Source organism: Variovorax sp. 22077 (assembly GCF_052044195.1).
Taxonomy (GTDB): Bacteria; Pseudomonadota; Gammaproteobacteria; order Burkholderiales; family Burkholderiaceae_C; genus Variovorax; species Variovorax atrisoli.
The window spans coordinates 46,144-61,937 of record NZ_JBQEQC010000028.1 but is presented as its reverse complement, the minus strand read 5'-3'; the positions used below and the strand labels follow the sequence as shown (position 1 = coordinate 61,937).

The window sequence follows — 15,794 nt, the reverse complement described above, 5'->3', positions numbered from 1 at the left end:
CAACATGGCATTCCGGAGTGAGGTCGTTCATTGCTACGAAGAGCTGGCCAACGGCATCGCCTCGATGCTGGTGCTGGCGCGAGCCAAGGAGTGGGGCCAGCTCCCGGCGCTCGAAGAGCGCTGCTCGGCGATGGTGGAGCGCCTGCGGGCCATCGAGCCGCACGAACTGCTCGATGCGACGCAGGTGGAGCACGTTCTGCGCCTGCTGGAGCGCATCCGCAGCGACCAGGCGGAGGTGTCGGGCCTCATCAAGCCGCAGCTCGAAGAGCTGATGAGCCGAATGGGGCACCTCACGCAGCAGAAGAACCTCGGCAGGGCCTACGGACCGCCGCACTGAGCGCGTCGCCGGCCACCGACCGATCGATCGAACTCCACCCGCTGAACAAGCCCGACCATGACTGCACTCGCCGGACTGCTCGACGCGCTGCTCGCCGCAAGGCTCGCGCCGCGGCTGGACGTGCTCGGCATCAAGCCCGAGGCCACCATCGGTGCGCCCGGGCCGGCGGTGGCGGTGGGCAAGGTCGAGAACGACGTCCGGCTGCCTTCCAATGCAGCGCTCGACAGGCAGATCCCGGGTGCGGCAGCCGGCGGCACCCTGCACGCAGGAACGGGTGCGCAGCCCTCGATGGCGACGCGGCTGTCGGTGGCCGCGCGGGTCATCGGCGCCGTGCTGGCCGATCTGCAGGCGCAGCCGGGACCGGTGCGCGGTGCCGCGCCCCTGCTGCCCGCGCGCGCGCAGCCGGTGAACGCCGCCGCGCTGGCAGGCACGCTGGCGCAGACGGTGTCGGACAGCGGCCTCTTCTATGAATCGCACCTGGCTTCGTTCGCGGCGGGAACGCGCACGCTCGCGCAGATGAAGCAGGAGCCGCAGGCCCAGTGGGCGACGCCCGTTGCGGTGAAGGCGCCGGCGAATGCGGCGGTGTCGCTGCCGGCAGCGATCGCGGATCTGCCTGACGCGCTGCCTTCCCTCGTTGCGCAGGTGCAGGTGCCTGTTCCGCAGGGCGACGAAGCTCCCACGGCGCAGGTGACCGCGCCTCAGGCGTCGTCCGTCGAAGCGCAGCAACAGCACGCCGATGGCGTCAGCCCTCAAGGCAAACCGCAGGCTCTGGAATGGCAGCCCGCCGCGAGCGACGCTGCGCGGGTGCAGGCGGCGTACCGCCAACCCGAGAGCGCCACGACCGGCGGCGTGCTCGATTCGATGCCCGCGCACCGCGCGAGCGAATCCGCACGGCATGTCGACGCCACCGCGGTGCAGCCCGCATCGCGCGCAGCCGAAGTGATCCATCCGCAGGCCATCTCGTTGGTGCACCAGCAGCTCGACCTGCTGGCCAGTTCCGTCTTCCGCTGGAATGGCCATGCCTGGCCCGACGTGCCGATGAGCTGGAGCGTCGAGGAAGAACAGCAGGCACGGTCCGACGCACGCGAGGGCTCGGCGGCAGAAGAAGAGGGCGCGCGCCGCTGGTCGACAACCGTGTCGCTCGCGTTTCCGAAGCTCGGCGAAGTCGACCTGAGGCTGAGCCTCGACGGCCCGGCGGTGCAGGCGCAACTTTTCGCGCGCGAGGCGTCCACCGTGGCGCGCCTGCGCGGAGACACCGCCCGGCTCGCGAAGCGCTTCGACGCCGCGGGGCTGCAACTGCAACAGGTGCTGGTCGCCGAGAAGGAGGCCGCATGAGCGAAGTGCTCGACAACCGCAGCAGCGCGGTCGCGCTGTCTTACGCCGACAAGACGCGTGCGCCGGTGGTCGTCGCCAAGGGTTACGGCGTGGTCGCCGAATCGATCATGCGCGAGGCGCGCGAGCACGGCCTTTACGTGCACTCGTCGGCCGACCTGGTGAAGCTGCTGATGCAGGTCGACCTGGACCGGCAGATCCCGCCGCAGCTGTACCTCGCGGTGGCCGAGGTGATGGCCTGGATCCACCAGCTGGAGGGTCGCGCAGGCGACTAATTGACCAGATGGACCAATGTGAAATCATGAGCCTCGGAATTCAGGAAAAAACCCTTCCGTCGGCTCGAAATAAATCCATAGGATTTATCAATTCATTCTTGTTCAAGAATAACTTCGGGCATTTTTTCGTTCTTCTTGCAACATTTGTTACCGAAAGGTTTGACACTTGTAAACCTGCCACCTCCATTGGAGAGTGAGGGCGTTCTTGTCAGACCCTTCCTACCTTTTTTGTCCTGCTGTCATACAAAACACTTCAACATGTAAAACTTTGTGTATATAATGTATACACGATTGTTAGGAGCACGAAGTGAGCTTTGAATCGGAAATGGGATCAGACATGGAAAACGTCAACATCACCGCCAACGGCGTGATTTCGAGGGAAATCGGCGAGATAAATCTGGCCTACATGCTGCTGGCGCAGAAGCTGGTGAAGCAGGACCGGGCCGAGGCCATGTTCCGCCTCGGCGTGGGCCGTGAACTGGCCGATCTGCTGGCGAACATGTCGCTCAGCCAGATCGTGAAGCTGGCCGCGTCCAACTTCCTGCTGTGCAGCTTCCGGCTGGACGACCGCCCGATGTTCGCGGTGGTCGGCGAGGGCAAGGAGCCCGCGCTGCAGCAGGCGCACATGTCGATACTGATGGCCGCGCGCCAGGCGCAGGGCCAGTCCGAAGCGCCGATGCGCGGAGCGGGCGCAGCGTGACCAGCAAGAGCGTCCTCGGCGAGGTCCGGCAGGTCCAGCTCGCGATCGAGCTGATCGGCCTCGGTGCGCGCCTGCAGTTCCTGGAGGCCGCGGTCACGCTCAGCCGCGAGCGGCTGATCCGCCTCTACAAGGAGCTCAAGGGCGTGTCTCCGCCCAAGGGCCTGCTGCCGTTCTCCACCGACTGGTACATGACGTGGCTGGCCAACATCCACTCGTCGATGTTCTACAACATCTACCGCTTCATGCTCGACGAGGCGGACGAGAACGAACTGCCCGCGCTCATCAAGGCGTATCGCCTCTATGCGCAGCAGGTCGAGGCCAACGGCGGCGAGGTGGTGCTCGACTTCACCCGCGCCGAGACCATGGTGCGCTTCTTCGACAGCGACATGCTGCAGCTGAGCACCTGCTGCCGCTGCGGCGGGCATTTCGTGGCCCATGCGCACGACAACAAGAACGGGTACGTGTGCGTGCTGTGCAGGCCGCCTTCGCGGGCGGGCAAGGCACGCAAGCCCAAGGCGACGGAGCGCCGGCGCGGCGGCCTGGTCGCGGTGGGGCCCGTGATGGACATCGGCGGCGCCGTCTAGGAAAAGTGCCCGCGCGCGGCCACGGCCGCCGGGGGCTTTGTTGATTCGACGCCCGAGGGCGAGAGGGGAAGCGCGTGCTGGTTCTGGTTGGATACATCGTGGTGATCGGTGCCGTCTTCGGTGGCTACGGCCTCATGGGCGGGCACTTCGGCGTCCTGTTCCAGCCGGTCGAACTGCTCATGATCGGCGGCTCCGCCCTGGGCGCCTTCATCGCCGGCAACAACGGCAAGACCATCCGGGCCACCATCAAGGAACTGCCCCTGCTGCTGCGCACCTCCAAGCACAACCGCCAGCTCTACATGGACCTGCTCGCGCTGCTTTACGAGCTGCTCGCCAAGGCCCGCAAGGAAGGCATGATGAAGCTGGAGACCGACGTCGAGGACCCGTCCCAGAGCGAGGTCTTCATGCGCTATCCGGGCATCCTGGCGCACGAGGGCATCACCGTCTTCCTTTGCGACTACCTGCGCCTGGTCATCAGCGGCAACACCGACGCCCACGAGATCGAGGCGCTGATGGACCACGAGATCGAGACCATCCGCCACGAGGCCGAAGTGCCCGGCCACAGCCTCTCGCGCGTGAGCGATGCGCTGCCCGCGCTGGGCATCGTCGCCGCCGTGATGGGCGTGGTGCACGCCCTCGGCTCTGCCGACCTGCCGCCCTCGGAGATGGGCGCGCTGATCGCGCACGCGATGGTGGGCACCTTCCTCGGCGTGCTGCTGGCCTACGGCTTCGTCTCGCCGCTGGCCTCGCTGATCGAGCAGAAGGTGGAAGAGGGCATGAAGATCTACCAGTGCGCCAAGGTCACGCTGCTGGCCAACCTCAACGGCTACGCGCCGCAGCTCGCGGTCGAGTTCGGCCGCAAGGTGCTGTTCTCGACCGAGCGCCCCTCCTTCACCGAGCTGGACGACCACGTCCGCGAGGTCAAGGCCCGCTGAGGCGGGCGCCGCAGGAAGCAGCGATCGATCATCATGAGCGACGACAAGCCCAGGGTCATCTTCAAGCACGTCCACAAGGGCAAGCACGGCGGTGCCCATGGCGGCGGCTGGAAGATCGCCTACGCCGACTTCATGACGGCCATGATGGCTTTCTTCCTCGTGATGTGGCTGCTCTCCATCTCCAGCACCAAGCAGCGCGAAGGCATCGCCGAGCACTTCCGCATGCCGCTGCGCGTGGCGCTTACCGGCGGCGACAAGTCCAGCCTCAGCACCAGCATGATCCCCGGCGGGGGCGCCGATCCGGTCCACGCTGAAGGCGAGGTCAGGCTCACAGAGACATCGAGCGAGGACGAGGCCGATGCGAGCCGCCTGGTCGAGATGAAGAAGAAGCTCGATGCGCTGCTCGAGAAGAGTCCGGTCTTCCAGCAGTTCCGCTCGCAGATCCTCATCGACATCACCACCGAGGGCCTGCGGCTGCAGATCGTCGACACCGAGAACCGCCCCATGTTCGAGCTGGCCAGCGCGCGCGTGGTGCCGCACATGCGCGCCATCCTGCGCGAGCTCGCTCCCGCGCTGAACGGCCTGCCCAACAAGATCACGCTGTCTGGCCACACCGACGCGATCGTCTACACCAACGACCGCTCCTACGGCAACTGGGAGCTGTCTTCCGACCGCGCCAACGCATCGCGGCGCGAGCTCGTGGCCGGCGGCATGACCGAGGGCAAGGTGCTGCGCGTGATCGGCCTGGCCGACAGCATGCACCTGGACAAGGCCGATCCGCGCAACCCGATCAACCGGCGCATCAGCATCATCCTGCTGAACCACCGCACCCAGGAACGCATCGAGCGCGAGAACAGCGCGGAGCCCGTCGGCGGGCTGCGCATCGGCAAGCCGACCGCGAAGGCGGGCTGAGCGCGCGCACGGCGGCGGACCGCACAACAACAAGAAACACCCTCAAGACAAGCGATGGACCTCAGTCAATTCACCCAAGCCTTCTTCGTCGAAGCCATCGAACTGCTTGCCGAGATGGAGCAGCTGCTGCTCGAGCTCGACGTCGACGCACCCGACAGCGAGCAGCTCAACGCCATATTCCGCGCGGCGCATTCCATCAAGGGCGGCGCAGCGACTTTCGGTTTCACCGCCCTGACCAACACCACGCACGTACTCGAGTCGCTGCTGGACCGCGCCCGCCATGGGCAGCTGCGTCTGACGGGCCGGATGATCGATGCATTCCTGGAAACGAAGGACGCCTTGCAAGAACAACTCACCGCCTACCAGGCCGGCAATGAGCCTGATCCCGACATGGTCGCGCACATCTGCGGCGTGCTTCAGCAACTCGCGCTCGAAAGCGGTGACGCAAGCGCCGCGGCCCCGACCCCTGCGCCGGCCCCGGCCCCTGCTGCCGTGGCCCCTGCGCCCGCACCGGTGGCCGCTCCCGAGCCTGCAGCGGCCCCAGCCGATGCCGCAGCCGGCAGCGGTGCGCTGCGCGTACGCTTCGCCCGGCTGTCGGAGAGCGAATGCGAACTCCTGACAGGCGAGCTGGCCAACCTCGGCAAGGTGCTGTCGCGCACCCGCAGCAACGACCAGCTCACCGTGCTGCTCGAAACCACATGCGCGCCCGACGACATCGTGGCGGTCTGCTGCTTCGTCATCGACGAATCGCAGATCGACATCACGCAGGAAGCCGTCTCCGCGGCTGCCGTCGACGCCCCGGCGCCGGCTGCTGCATCCGCAGCCGTTGCCGCCCCCACCGCCGAAGCCTCGAGGCCGCCGGCCGCGCCTTCTCCCGCCGCGGCACCCGCCGCGCCCGCTGCACCTTCCGCGGCCGCCGCTTCCTCTGCCGCGGGCAAGGAATCGAGCTCCATCCGCGTCGACGTCGAGAAGGTCGACCAGCTCATCAACCTCGTGGGCGAGCTCGTCATCACCCAGTCGATGCTCACGCAGGCCGCGACCATGCTCGACCCGGTGGCCTACGAGCGCTTCCTCAGCGGCCTGGGCCACCTTGAACGCAACGCGCGCGACCTGCAGGAGTCGGTCATGTCCATCCGCATGATGCCGATGGACTACGTGTTCAGCCGCTTCCCGCGCGTCATCCGCGACGTGAGCGCCAAGCTGGGCAAGCAGGTGCGCCTGGACACCTACGGCAAGGAAACCGAACTCGACAAGGGCCTGATCGAGCGCATCGTCGATCCGCTCACGCACCTGGTGCGCAACAGCCTGGACCATGGCATCGAGACGCCCGACGTGCGCACCGCCAAGGGCAAGGACGCCACCGGCCAGCTGCTGCTGTCGGCGCAGCACCACGGCGGCAACATCGTGATCGAGGTGAGCGACGACGGCGCGGGCCTCAACCGCGAGCGCATCCTGGCCAAGGCCATGCAGCAGGGGCTGCCGGTGAGCGAATCGATGCCCGACGAGGAGGTGTGGCAGCTCATCTTCGCGCCGGGTTTCTCCACCGCGGAGCAGGTCACCGACATCTCTGGCCGCGGCGTGGGCATGGACGTGGTCAAGCGCAACATCCAGGAGATGGGCGGCCACGTGGAGATCCACTCGCGCGGCGGGCAGGGCACCACCACCCGCATCGTGCTGCCGCTGACGCTGGCCATCCTGAACGGCATGTCGGTCAAGGTGGGCAGCGAGGCCTACATCCTGCCGCTGAGCTATGTCATCGAGTCGCTGCAGCCGCTGCCCGAGCACCTGCATTCCATCACCGCCGACGGCCACGTGATCCGCGTGCGCGGCGAATACCTGCCGCTGATCGAGCTGCACCGCGTGTTCGACGTGGCGGGTGCGCAGACGCATCCCACGCAGGGCATCCTGGTGATCGTGCAGGCCGACGACAGCCGCTTCGCGCTGCTGGTGGACGAGCTGCTCGGCCAGCACCAGGTGGTGGTGAAGAACCTCGAGACCAACTATCGCAAGGTACCCGGCATCTCCGCCGCGACCATCCTCGGCGACGGCAGCGTGGCCTTCATCATCGACGTGGGCGCCATGCCGCGCATCCAGCGCGCGCAGGCCGCGAGCGCGGCCGCGCTCGCGGGCGCGGCCCGAAGGACGGACGCCATTGCGCTGTGACACCCGACGGAGACAGCTGAATGCGCTTTGATTTCTTCCGTCGTTCTTCCGAAGGGGAAGAAGCCGGCGCCGATGCGGGCGCTTCCGCGCAGCCGGAAGCCGGCTGCGAAGGCCACCTGACCTATTCGATGCTGCTCGACGCGCAGCGTCGCGTGATCGGCTATCGCATGGCCTGGCGCGCCGCGGGCGCTGCGCCTGCCGAATCGGCTGTGTCCGGCGCGTCCGGTGCCGCGGGCGTCAAGGCGCTCATGGACACGCTTGCCATGCACCTCAATCCCGAGGGAGAAGGCTGGCTGCTGGGTTCGCAGCTGCTCTTCGTCGACGTGACGGTCGATGCGCTCTTCCAGAGCGAGCTGCAGTCGCTGCCGCCGCAGCAGGTCGTGCTGTGCATGCGCGCCGAAGAGTTGATGGATGCCGATCTGCGCTCCATCCTGCTGTTCCTGCGCGAGCAGGGCTTCGGATTCATGCAGTGCGGCGGCACCGAGCTGCCCGAGGACCCGGAGCTGCGCTCCATCGTCACGCACCTCGAGGTCGGCGCCAACGCCGCCGACACCGTCGCGCGGCTGCGTCGCGACGAGCAGCTGGGCCATCGGCCGGTCGAGCTCGTCGCCTCGCGCGTCGAGGACTGGAAGCAGTTCGACGCCTGCGCCGCGCTGCGCGTGAACGTGTTCGTCGACGGCGCCTTCCGCAACCCGCCGGTGCTCGAGACCGAAGACGCGCTGCAGCCCGAATCGCTGCTGATCGTGCAGCTGATGCAGATGCTCCAGCGCAACGAAGACCTGCGCGTCATCGAGGCCGCCCTCAAGCACGACGCCGCGCTCACCTACCGGCTGCTGCGCTACATCAACTCGCCCGCGGTGGGCATGGCGGTGGAGATCCACTCGCTGCGCCACGCGGTGGCCATGCTCGGCTACTCGCCGCTGTACCGATGGCTATCGCTGCTGCTGGCCACCAGCAACAAGGCGGGTTCGCCCTACATGATGAAGAAGGCGATCCTGCGCGGCCGCTTCGTCGAACTGGTGGGGCAGGGCATGCTGCCGGCCAGCGAGGCCGACAACCTGTTCGTGGCCGGCATGTTCTCGCTGCTCGACCAGTTGCTGGGCGTCTCGATGGAAGGCGTGCTGCGCAAGGTGCAGCTCACCGAGGCGGTGCAGCAGGCCATTCTGTCGCGCGGGGGGCTGTACGGCCCCTTCGTGGCGCTGGCCGAGAGCTGCGAGCTCGACGACGGGCAGGCCGCGCGCCTGTCGGAGGCGTTGTTCCTGAGCCCGGCGCAGGTCAATGCCGCCCAGCTCTCCGCGCTCGTGTGGGCGCAGGAGGCGAGCCCGGCTGCGGCTGGACCATGACGCAAAGGCGGCCCGAAGTGCGGGGCATTCGCGCGTCTGATCGACCCATTGGAAACGGTGGGCGCTATGTACATTGAAAGCCAAGCTTCCAGGCTGGCCGTGACGACCGAGTTCCATTTCACCGACCACGATTTCTCGCGCATACGGACGCTGATCCACCGTCGCGCGGGCATCGCGCTGGGCGAACAGAAGCGGCAGATGGTCTACAGCCGGCTCTCGCGCCGGCTGAGGGAACTGCAGGTGCCCGACTTCGCCTCGTACCTCGACTGGCTCGAACAGCGCCAGGACGGCGACGAGTGGCAGCTCTTCATCAATTCGCTGACCACCAACCTCACCTCGTTCTTCCGCGAGGCGCACCACTTCCCGACGCTGGCCGAGCACGTGCGCAAGGCGAAGCAGCCCGTCACCGTGTGGTGCGCGGCGGCATCGACGGGCGAGGAGCCCTATTCGATCGCCATCACGCTGATGGAGGCCCTGGGCGACAAGGCGGCCGCCTCGCGCGTGATCGCCACCGACATCGACACCGCGGTGCTGGCCAAGGCCGCCACCGGCGTCTTCACCACCGAGCAGGTGCGAAGGCTTGCGCCCGAGCGGCTGCGGCGCTTCTTCAACAAGGGCACCGGCTCGAACGCGGGCAAGGTGCGCGTGCGTCCCGAAGTGGCGGCGATCGTGAAGTTCTCGCGGCTGAACCTGCTCGACAGCGCCTGGTCGGTGAAGGAGCCGGTGGATGCGATCTTCTGCCGCAACGTGATGATCTATTTCGACAAGCCGACGCAGAAGAAGGTGCTCGACCGCTTCGCGCCGCTGCTCAAGCCCGACGGGCTGCTGTTCGCCGGACATTCGGAGAACGCCTCGCTCGTCAACCAGGCCTTCCGGCCGCTGGGGCAGACCGTGTACGAACTGGCGCGCCCGCGCGCGGCGGGTGCTTCCTCATGAGCGCGGCCTCCAGCGCGGCGGCCCCGGGTTCGGTGGCCAGCCATCACTACTTCGACCGCGACGTCGGCATGATGGCCGTGAAGCTGCTGCCCTCGGAGTACTACGTGACTTCGAGCAACACCGCGCTCAGCACGGTGCTTGGCTCGTGCGTGGCCGCATGCCTGCACGACCGCGAGGCCGGCGTGGCCGGCATGAACCACTTCATGCTGCCCGACGATGGCGAGGCGGGCGCTGCCGTCGGCACGCGCGATGCGACCGAGTCGATGCGCTACGGCACCTACGCCATGGACGTGCTGATCCGGGAGCTGGTGCGCGCCGGCGCGCGCCGCGACCGGCTCAAGGCCAAGGTGTTCGGCGGCGGCGCGGTGCTGGCCAACATGACCACGCTCAACATCGGCGACCGCAATGCCGACTTCGTGCTGCGCTACCTGGGCAACGAGCGCATCGAGGTCGCCGCGCAGGACCTGCGCGGGCCGCATGCGCGCCGCGTTTGCTTCGTGCCGGCGACAGGAAAGGCCATCGTGCGCAAGCTGCGCGCGCAGACCGAGGTGAGTCAGGTGCAGCGCGAGGAGGGCGAGCTGCTGCGCAGGCTCTCCGGCCAGCGCACCGCGCACGCCCCCGAATACAACAACAAGGGCAAACAGTGAGCAGCAAGAAAATCAAGGTGCTGTGCGTCGACGACTCGGCGCTCATCCGCAGCGTGATGACGGAGATCATCAACAGCCAGTCCGACATGACGGTGGTGGGCACGGCCGCCGATCCGCTGGTGGCGCGCGACCTCATCAAGGTCACCAACCCCGACGTGCTCACGCTCGACGTGGAAATGCCGCGCATGGACGGGCTGGAGTTCCTCGAAAAACTCATGCGGCTTCGGCCCATGCCGGTGGTCATGGTGTCGTCCCTGACCGAGCGCGGCTCCGAGATCGCGCTGCGCGCGCTCGAGCTGGGCGCCATCGACTTCGTGACCAAGCCGCGCCTGGGCGTGCGCGACGGCCTGCTCAACTACACCGAGCTGATCACCGGCAAGATCCGCACCGCCGCCAGCGCGCGCCTGCTGCCCGCGAGGAGCGCCGCCGCGGCGCGGCCGGGCGGCGAGGCGCCGCAGGAGTCGCTGCTGCGCAGCCCGCTGCTGAGTACCGAGAAGCTCATCATCATCGGCGCCTCCACCGGCGGCACCGAGGCCATCCGCGAGGTGCTGCAGCCGCTGCCGCCCGATTCGCCAGCCGTGATGATCGCGCAGCACATGCCCGCGGGCTTCACGCGCTCGTTCGCGCAGCGCCTGGACGGCCTGTGCCGCATCAACGTGAAGGAAGCCGAGCACGGCGAACGCGTGCTGCCGGGCTATGCCTACATCGCGCCGGGCGGCTTCCACCTGTCGCTCGCGCGCAGCGGTGCCAACTACGTGGCGCACCTCGACCAGGAGCCGCCGGTGAACCGCCACCGTCCGTCCATCGACGTGCTGTTCGATTCGGCCGCGAAGCACGCGGGCAAGAACGCCATCGGGATCATCCTCACCGGCATGGGCAAGGACGGTGCCGAGGGCCTGCTTCGCATGCGTCGCGCCGGCGCCCACACGCTGGCGCAGGACGAAGCCAGCTGCGTGGTCTTCGGCATGCCGCGCGAGGCCATCGCTTTGGGCGCGGTGGACGACGTGTCGCCCCTGTCGGAAGTCAGCCGCCGCGTGCTGGCGCACCTTCGCACGTTCGGTGAACGTACGAACCGAGTTTGAGAGAAAAGAAAACGACCTTGGAGTTGGAAATATCGTGATCGACAAGAGCATCAAAATCCTGGTTGTGGACGACTTCCCGACCATGCGCCGCATCGTGCGCAACCTGTTGAAGGAGCTGGAGTTCCACAACGTGGACGAGGCCGAGGACGGCGCCGCCGGCATCGAGAAGCTGCGCGGAGGCAACTTCGGCTTCGTGGTTTCGGACTGGAACATGCCCAACATGGACGGCCTGACCATGCTGCAGACCATCCGCGCCGACCCCGAGCTCAAGAAGCTGCCGGTGCTGATGGTCACGGCCGAGGCCAAGAAGGAGAACATCGTCGCGGCGGCGCAGGCCGGCGCGAACGGCTACGTGGTCAAGCCCTTCACAGCCGCCACGCTCGAGGAAAAGATCACCAAGATCTTCGAAAAGCTCGCAAAGGAAGCGGCGTGACATGAGCCAGAACACTTCTTTGGCCGCAGAGCCGGTCAACAACACCACCGAAGAGATCCTGGGCCGCATCGGCCAGCTCACGCGCCAGCTGCGCGAAGGCCTGCGCGAGCTGGGCCTCGACAAGCAGGTGGCCAGGGCGGCGCAGGCCATTCCGGATGCGCGCGACCGCCTGAGCTACGTGGCCGAGACCACCGAGCGCGCGGCGCACCGCGCGCTCAACGCGATCGACGTGGCGCAGCCGCTGCAGGAGGCGCTGGCCACCGACGCCAAGGGCCTGAGCAAGCGCTGGGACGAGTGGTTCAAGAACCCCATCGAGCTCGACCATGCCCGTGAGCTCGTGCTCGACACCCGTGGCTATCTCGACGGCGTGCCCGAGCGCGCGAGCGCGATCAACACGCAGCTCATGGAGATCCTGATGGCGCAGGACTTCCAGGACCTCACCGGCCAGGTCATCAAGAAGATGATGGAAGTGGTCAACGACGTCGAGACGCAGCTGCTGCAGGTGCTGATCGACAACTCCGCGCCCGAGAAGCGCCACGAGGCCACGCAGAGCCTGCAGAACGGCCCGCAGATCAAGCCCGGCAACCCCGATGCCGTGACCAACCAGGCACAGGTCGACGACCTGCTGGAGAGCCTCGGCTTCTGATCCCGCGACCGGGGAGGGCCCGTCGGGCCCTCTGCCTCGTTCCCATCCCTCTCCCTTCCTCCTTTCCTTTCCTCCTTAGTTCTATTGTCCGAACTGCAGGGCTATCAGGGTCCTGATCGACAGATTGTTCCGGGGGGCCGAATCCAATAATTTGGCCATGAGCAAGGCGTACTTCGCCAGTGCTGGTTCGGAGCATGAATGGCTGAGGAAAGCGATCTCGAAAAAACGGAACCCGCCTCCGAGCGGCGCCTCGAAAAGGCCCGCGAGGAAGGCAACGTAGCCCGTTCGCGCGAACTCACCACTTTCGTGATGCTGGGCACGGCCTGCGCCGGCCTGTGGCTCGCGTCGGAGTCGCTCGGCACGAGCATGAACGGCGCGCTGCGAATGGGCCTGCAGTTCGATCGCGCCAGCGCCTTCGATCCCCACTACATGCTGGCCCGCACCGGGCTGATGTCCATGCAGGCGCTGGGCGCCATCGGACCGATGTTCGCGATGATGATCGTCGCCGCCGTGGTCGCGCCGATGATGCTCGGCGGCTGGCTCTTCTCCACCAAGTCGGTGGCGCCGAACTTCGGCAAGCTCAATCCGCTGGCCGGCATCGGCCGCATGTTCTCCTCGCAGTCGCTCGCCGAGCTGCTCAAGGCGCTGGCCAAGTCGACGCTCATCGGCGGCGTGGCCTGGTGGGTGGTGTCGCGCGACATCGGCACGCTGATGGCCCTGATGGCGCAACCCGCCGAGTACGCGCTGCCGCATGCGCTGGTGCTGGTGGCCAAGCACTGCGTGCTGATCGCGGCCACGCTCTTCCTGGTGGCGCTGATCGACGTGCCCTTCCAGCTCTGGAGCTACTACCGCAAGCTGCGGATGTCGCGCGAGGACGTGCGCCAGGAGCACAAGGAAAGCGAAGGCGATCCGCACATCAAGGCCGCGATCCGCCGCCAGCAGCAGCAGATGGCGCGCCGCCGGATGATGTCCGAGGTGCCCAAGGCGGACATCGTGCTGACCAACCCGACGCACTTCGCCGTCGCGCTCAAGTACCAGGAAGGCGGCATGCGCGCGCCGCGCGTGGTGGCCAAGGGCACCGAACTCGTGGCCGCACGCATCCGCGAGCTGGCCAAGGAGCACAAGGTGGCAATCCTCGAGGCGCCGCCGCTCGCGCGCTCGCTCTACAGGCACACGAAGCTGGGCGACGAGATTCCCGCCGGCCTCTATACCGCCGTGGCCGAAGTGCTGGCCTGGGTCTACCAGCTTCGGCGCTGGAAGGCCGAAGGCGGCGAAGCGCCGCGCACGCCCACCGATCTCCCGGTTCCCGCAGACCTTCAATACAGCGCCGCCGATGCGGCTGAGCAAGCCGCATGAACGCGATGACAAACCTGATGCGCATGCCCGCGCGCTTCTTCCCGGGCTCGCAGCTCAAGGGGCTGGCCGGGCCGATCCTCATCATCATGATCCTGAGCATGATGGTGCTGCCGCTGCCGCCATTCCTGCTCGACCTGCTGTTCACCTTCAACATCGCCATGTCGGTGATGGTTCTGCTGGTGAGCATGTACACGATGAAGGCGCTGGACTTCGCGGCCTTCCCGGCGGTGCTGCTGTTCTCCACGCTGCTGCGCCTGTCGCTGAACGTGGCCTCCACGCGCGTGGTGCTGATGAACGGCCACACCGGCGCCGACGCGGCGGGCAAGGTGATCGAGGCCTTCGGGCACTTCCTCGTGGGCGGCAACTTCGCGGTGGGCGTGATGGTGTTCATCATCCTCGTGCTCATCAACTTCATGGTGATCACCAAGGGCGCGGGGCGCATCGCCGAGGTGGGCGCGCGCTTCATGCTCGACGCGATGCCGGGCAAGCAGATGGCCATCGACGCCGACCTCAACGCAGGCCTGATCGGCGAGGACGTCGCCCGCAAGCGCCGCCAGGAAGTGGCGCAGGAGGCCGACTTCTACGGCTCGATGGACGGTGCCAGCAAGTTCGTGCGCGGCGACGCCATCGCGGGCCTGCTGATCATGGTGATCAACATCATCGGCGGCCTGGTGGTGGGCATGGTGCAGCACGGGCTGGACTTCTCCACCGCGGGCAAGACCTACACGCTGCTGGCCATCGGCGACGGCCTGGTCGCGCAGATCCCGGCGCTGGTGATCTCCACCGCAGCCGGCGTGATCGTCTCGCGCGTGACCACCGACGAGGACGTGGGCAGCCAGCTCACGGGCCAGCTCTTCTCCAACCCGCAGGTGCTGTTCCTCACGGCCGGCATCGTCGGCCTGCTGGGCATGATCCCGGGCATGCCGAACCTGGCCTTCCTGCTGATCGCGGGCGGCCTGGTGTGGCTGGGCCGCGGGCTGCTGCAGCGCAAGCCGAAGCAGCAGGCCGCGCAGGAAGCCGCAGCCGCTCAGGCCGCGAACATCGCCGCGTCTTCCGCCGAGACGGCCGAGGCGACGTGGGACGACGTGGCCATGGTCGACCCGCTGGGCATGCAGGTCGGCTACCGGCTCATCCCGCTGGTGGACCAGTCGCAGCAGGGCGAGCTGCTGGGCCGCATCAAGAGCATCCGCAAGAAGATCGCGCAGGAAGTGGGCTTCCTGGTGCCGGTGGTGCACATCCGCGACAACCTGGAGATCAAGCCCAACACCTACGTCATCACGCTGAAGGACGTGGAGATCGGCCGCGGCGAGGCCTACCCCAACCAGTGGATGGCCATCAACCCGGGGCAGGTCAGCGGCACGCTGCCCGGCACGCCCACGCGCGATCCGGCCTTCGGCCTTCCCGCGACCTGGATCGACGCGAGCCTGCGGCAGCAGGCGCAGGTTTACGGCTACACGGTGGTCGATGCCTGCACCGTGATGGCTACGCACCTGAACCACCTCATCCAGACCCACGCCGCGGAGCTGCTGGGCCGCCAGGAGGTGCAGCAGCTGCTCGACCAGATCGCCAAGACCGCGCCCAAGCTCACCGAAGACCTGGTGCCGAAGGTGCTGTCGCTCAGCACGCTGCACAAGGTGCTGCAGAACCTGCTCGACGAGGAAGTGCCGATCCGCGACATGCGCACCATCCTCGACGTGATGGCCGAGCACGCGCCGACCGTCAAGGACCCCACCGAACTCACCACGCTCACGCGCCTGGCCCTGGGCCGTGCGATCACGCAGCAGCTCTTCCCGGGCGACAGCGAGATGCAGGTCATCGGCCTGGACGGCTCGCTCGACGCCGTGCTGCAGCAGGCGCTGACCAACAGCAGCGGCATCGAGCCCGGCATCGCCGACAACCTGCTGCGCCAGGCACAGGCGGCCATCACCCGCCAGGAGCAGATGGGCCTCGCGCCCGTGCTGGTCGTGCAGCACTCGCTGCGGGTGCTGCTGTCGCGCTTCCTGCGGCGCAGCCTGCCGCAGCTCAAGGTGCTTTCGCACGCAGAGATTCCTGATTCCCGAACCATCAAGGTCACCACCGCCATCGGAGGACGAGGTTGAATTCCCACCAACAG

The 15,794-nt window shown here is 67.3% G+C and carries 16 protein-coding genes; all 16 read left to right on the top strand.

From position 1 onward, the window contains the following. Positions 1-4: 4 nt before the first annotated feature. Entirely contained in the window at positions 5-337 is a 333-nt protein-coding gene (locus tag ACTJLF_RS29990; RefSeq protein WP_019657904.1) for a flagellar protein FliT, read from the top strand. Between the two features lie 57 nt (positions 338-394). Then, entirely contained in the window at positions 395-1,672 is a 1,278-nt protein-coding gene (gene fliK, locus ACTJLF_RS29985; protein WP_440884498.1) for a flagellar hook-length control protein FliK, read from the top strand. Next, positions 1,669-1,944, top strand: a complete 276-nt coding sequence (locus ACTJLF_RS29980; protein WP_019657902.1) for an EscU/YscU/HrcU family type III secretion system export apparatus switch protein — start codon at positions 1,669-1,671, stop codon at positions 1,942-1,944. Before fliK ends, ACTJLF_RS29980 begins: the two co-directional genes overlap by 4 nt. Before the next feature lie 337 nt (positions 1,945-2,281). Further along, on the top strand, positions 2,282-2,644 hold the full coding sequence (gene flhD, locus ACTJLF_RS29975) for a flagellar transcriptional regulator FlhD (protein WP_019657901.1): 363 nt from the start codon (positions 2,282-2,284) through the stop codon (positions 2,642-2,644). After that, positions 2,641-3,228 (top strand): flagellar transcriptional regulator FlhC, encoded by a 588-nt coding sequence (gene flhC, locus ACTJLF_RS29970; RefSeq protein ID WP_019657900.1) that lies wholly within the window; start codon positions 2,641-2,643, stop codon positions 3,226-3,228. The genes flhD and flhC overlap by 4 nt, the downstream gene beginning before the upstream one ends. A 74-nt stretch (positions 3,229-3,302) precedes the next feature. Further along, positions 3,303-4,163 (top strand): flagellar motor stator protein MotA, encoded by an 861-nt coding sequence (gene motA, locus ACTJLF_RS29965; RefSeq protein WP_019657899.1) that lies wholly within the window; start codon positions 3,303-3,305, stop codon positions 4,161-4,163. A 33-nt stretch (positions 4,164-4,196) separates the two neighbouring features. Next, complete coding sequence (motB, locus tag ACTJLF_RS29960) at positions 4,197-5,075, top strand: flagellar motor protein MotB (protein ID WP_019657898.1); 879 nt, start codon at positions 4,197-4,199, stop codon at positions 5,073-5,075. Positions 5,076-5,129: 54 nt separating this feature from the next. Next, the gene (gene cheA / locus ACTJLF_RS29955; protein ID WP_440884497.1) at positions 5,130-7,238 is read left to right on the top strand and encodes a chemotaxis protein CheA; all 2,109 of its coding nucleotides are present in this window, start codon (positions 5,130-5,132) and stop codon (positions 7,236-7,238) included. A gap of 20 nt (positions 7,239-7,258) precedes the next feature. Continuing rightward, positions 7,259-8,581: an EAL and HDOD domain-containing protein gene (locus ACTJLF_RS29950; RefSeq protein ID WP_440884496.1), complete on the top strand. Its 1,323-nt coding sequence runs from the start codon at positions 7,259-7,261 to the stop codon at positions 8,579-8,581. 99 nt (positions 8,582-8,680) lie between these two features. Next, positions 8,681-9,517 (top strand): CheR family methyltransferase, encoded by an 837-nt coding sequence (locus ACTJLF_RS29945; protein WP_184606267.1) that lies wholly within the window; start codon positions 8,681-8,683, stop codon positions 9,515-9,517. Next, complete coding sequence (cheD, locus tag ACTJLF_RS29940; protein WP_440884495.1) at positions 9,514-10,164, top strand: chemoreceptor glutamine deamidase CheD; 651 nt, start codon at positions 9,514-9,516, stop codon at positions 10,162-10,164. Before ACTJLF_RS29945 ends, cheD begins: the two co-directional genes overlap by 4 nt. Next, entirely contained in the window at positions 10,161-11,246 is a 1,086-nt protein-coding gene (locus tag ACTJLF_RS29935; RefSeq protein ID WP_126183189.1) for a protein-glutamate methylesterase/protein-glutamine glutaminase, read from the top strand. The genes cheD and ACTJLF_RS29935 overlap by 4 nt, the downstream gene beginning before the upstream one ends. Before the next feature lie 34 nt (positions 11,247-11,280). After that, positions 11,281-11,679 (top strand): chemotaxis response regulator CheY, encoded by a 399-nt coding sequence (gene cheY / locus ACTJLF_RS29930; RefSeq protein WP_019657892.1) that lies wholly within the window; start codon positions 11,281-11,283, stop codon positions 11,677-11,679. 1 nt (position 11,680) lies between these two features. Next, positions 11,681-12,325 carry a protein phosphatase CheZ gene (gene cheZ / locus ACTJLF_RS29925; protein WP_019657891.1) on the top strand — a complete coding sequence of 215 codons (645 nt, stop codon included), beginning with the start codon at positions 11,681-11,683 and terminating at the stop codon, positions 12,323-12,325. A gap of 198 nt (positions 12,326-12,523) precedes the next feature. Further along, positions 12,524-13,681, top strand: a complete 1,158-nt coding sequence (flhB, locus tag ACTJLF_RS29920) for a flagellar biosynthesis protein FlhB (RefSeq protein ID WP_019657890.1) — start codon at positions 12,524-12,526, stop codon at positions 13,679-13,681. Then, positions 13,678-15,780, top strand: a complete 2,103-nt coding sequence (gene flhA, locus ACTJLF_RS29915; protein WP_354412592.1) for a flagellar biosynthesis protein FlhA — start codon at positions 13,678-13,680, stop codon at positions 15,778-15,780. The genes flhB and flhA overlap by 4 nt, the downstream gene beginning before the upstream one ends. Positions 15,781-15,794 lie beyond the last annotated feature (14 nt).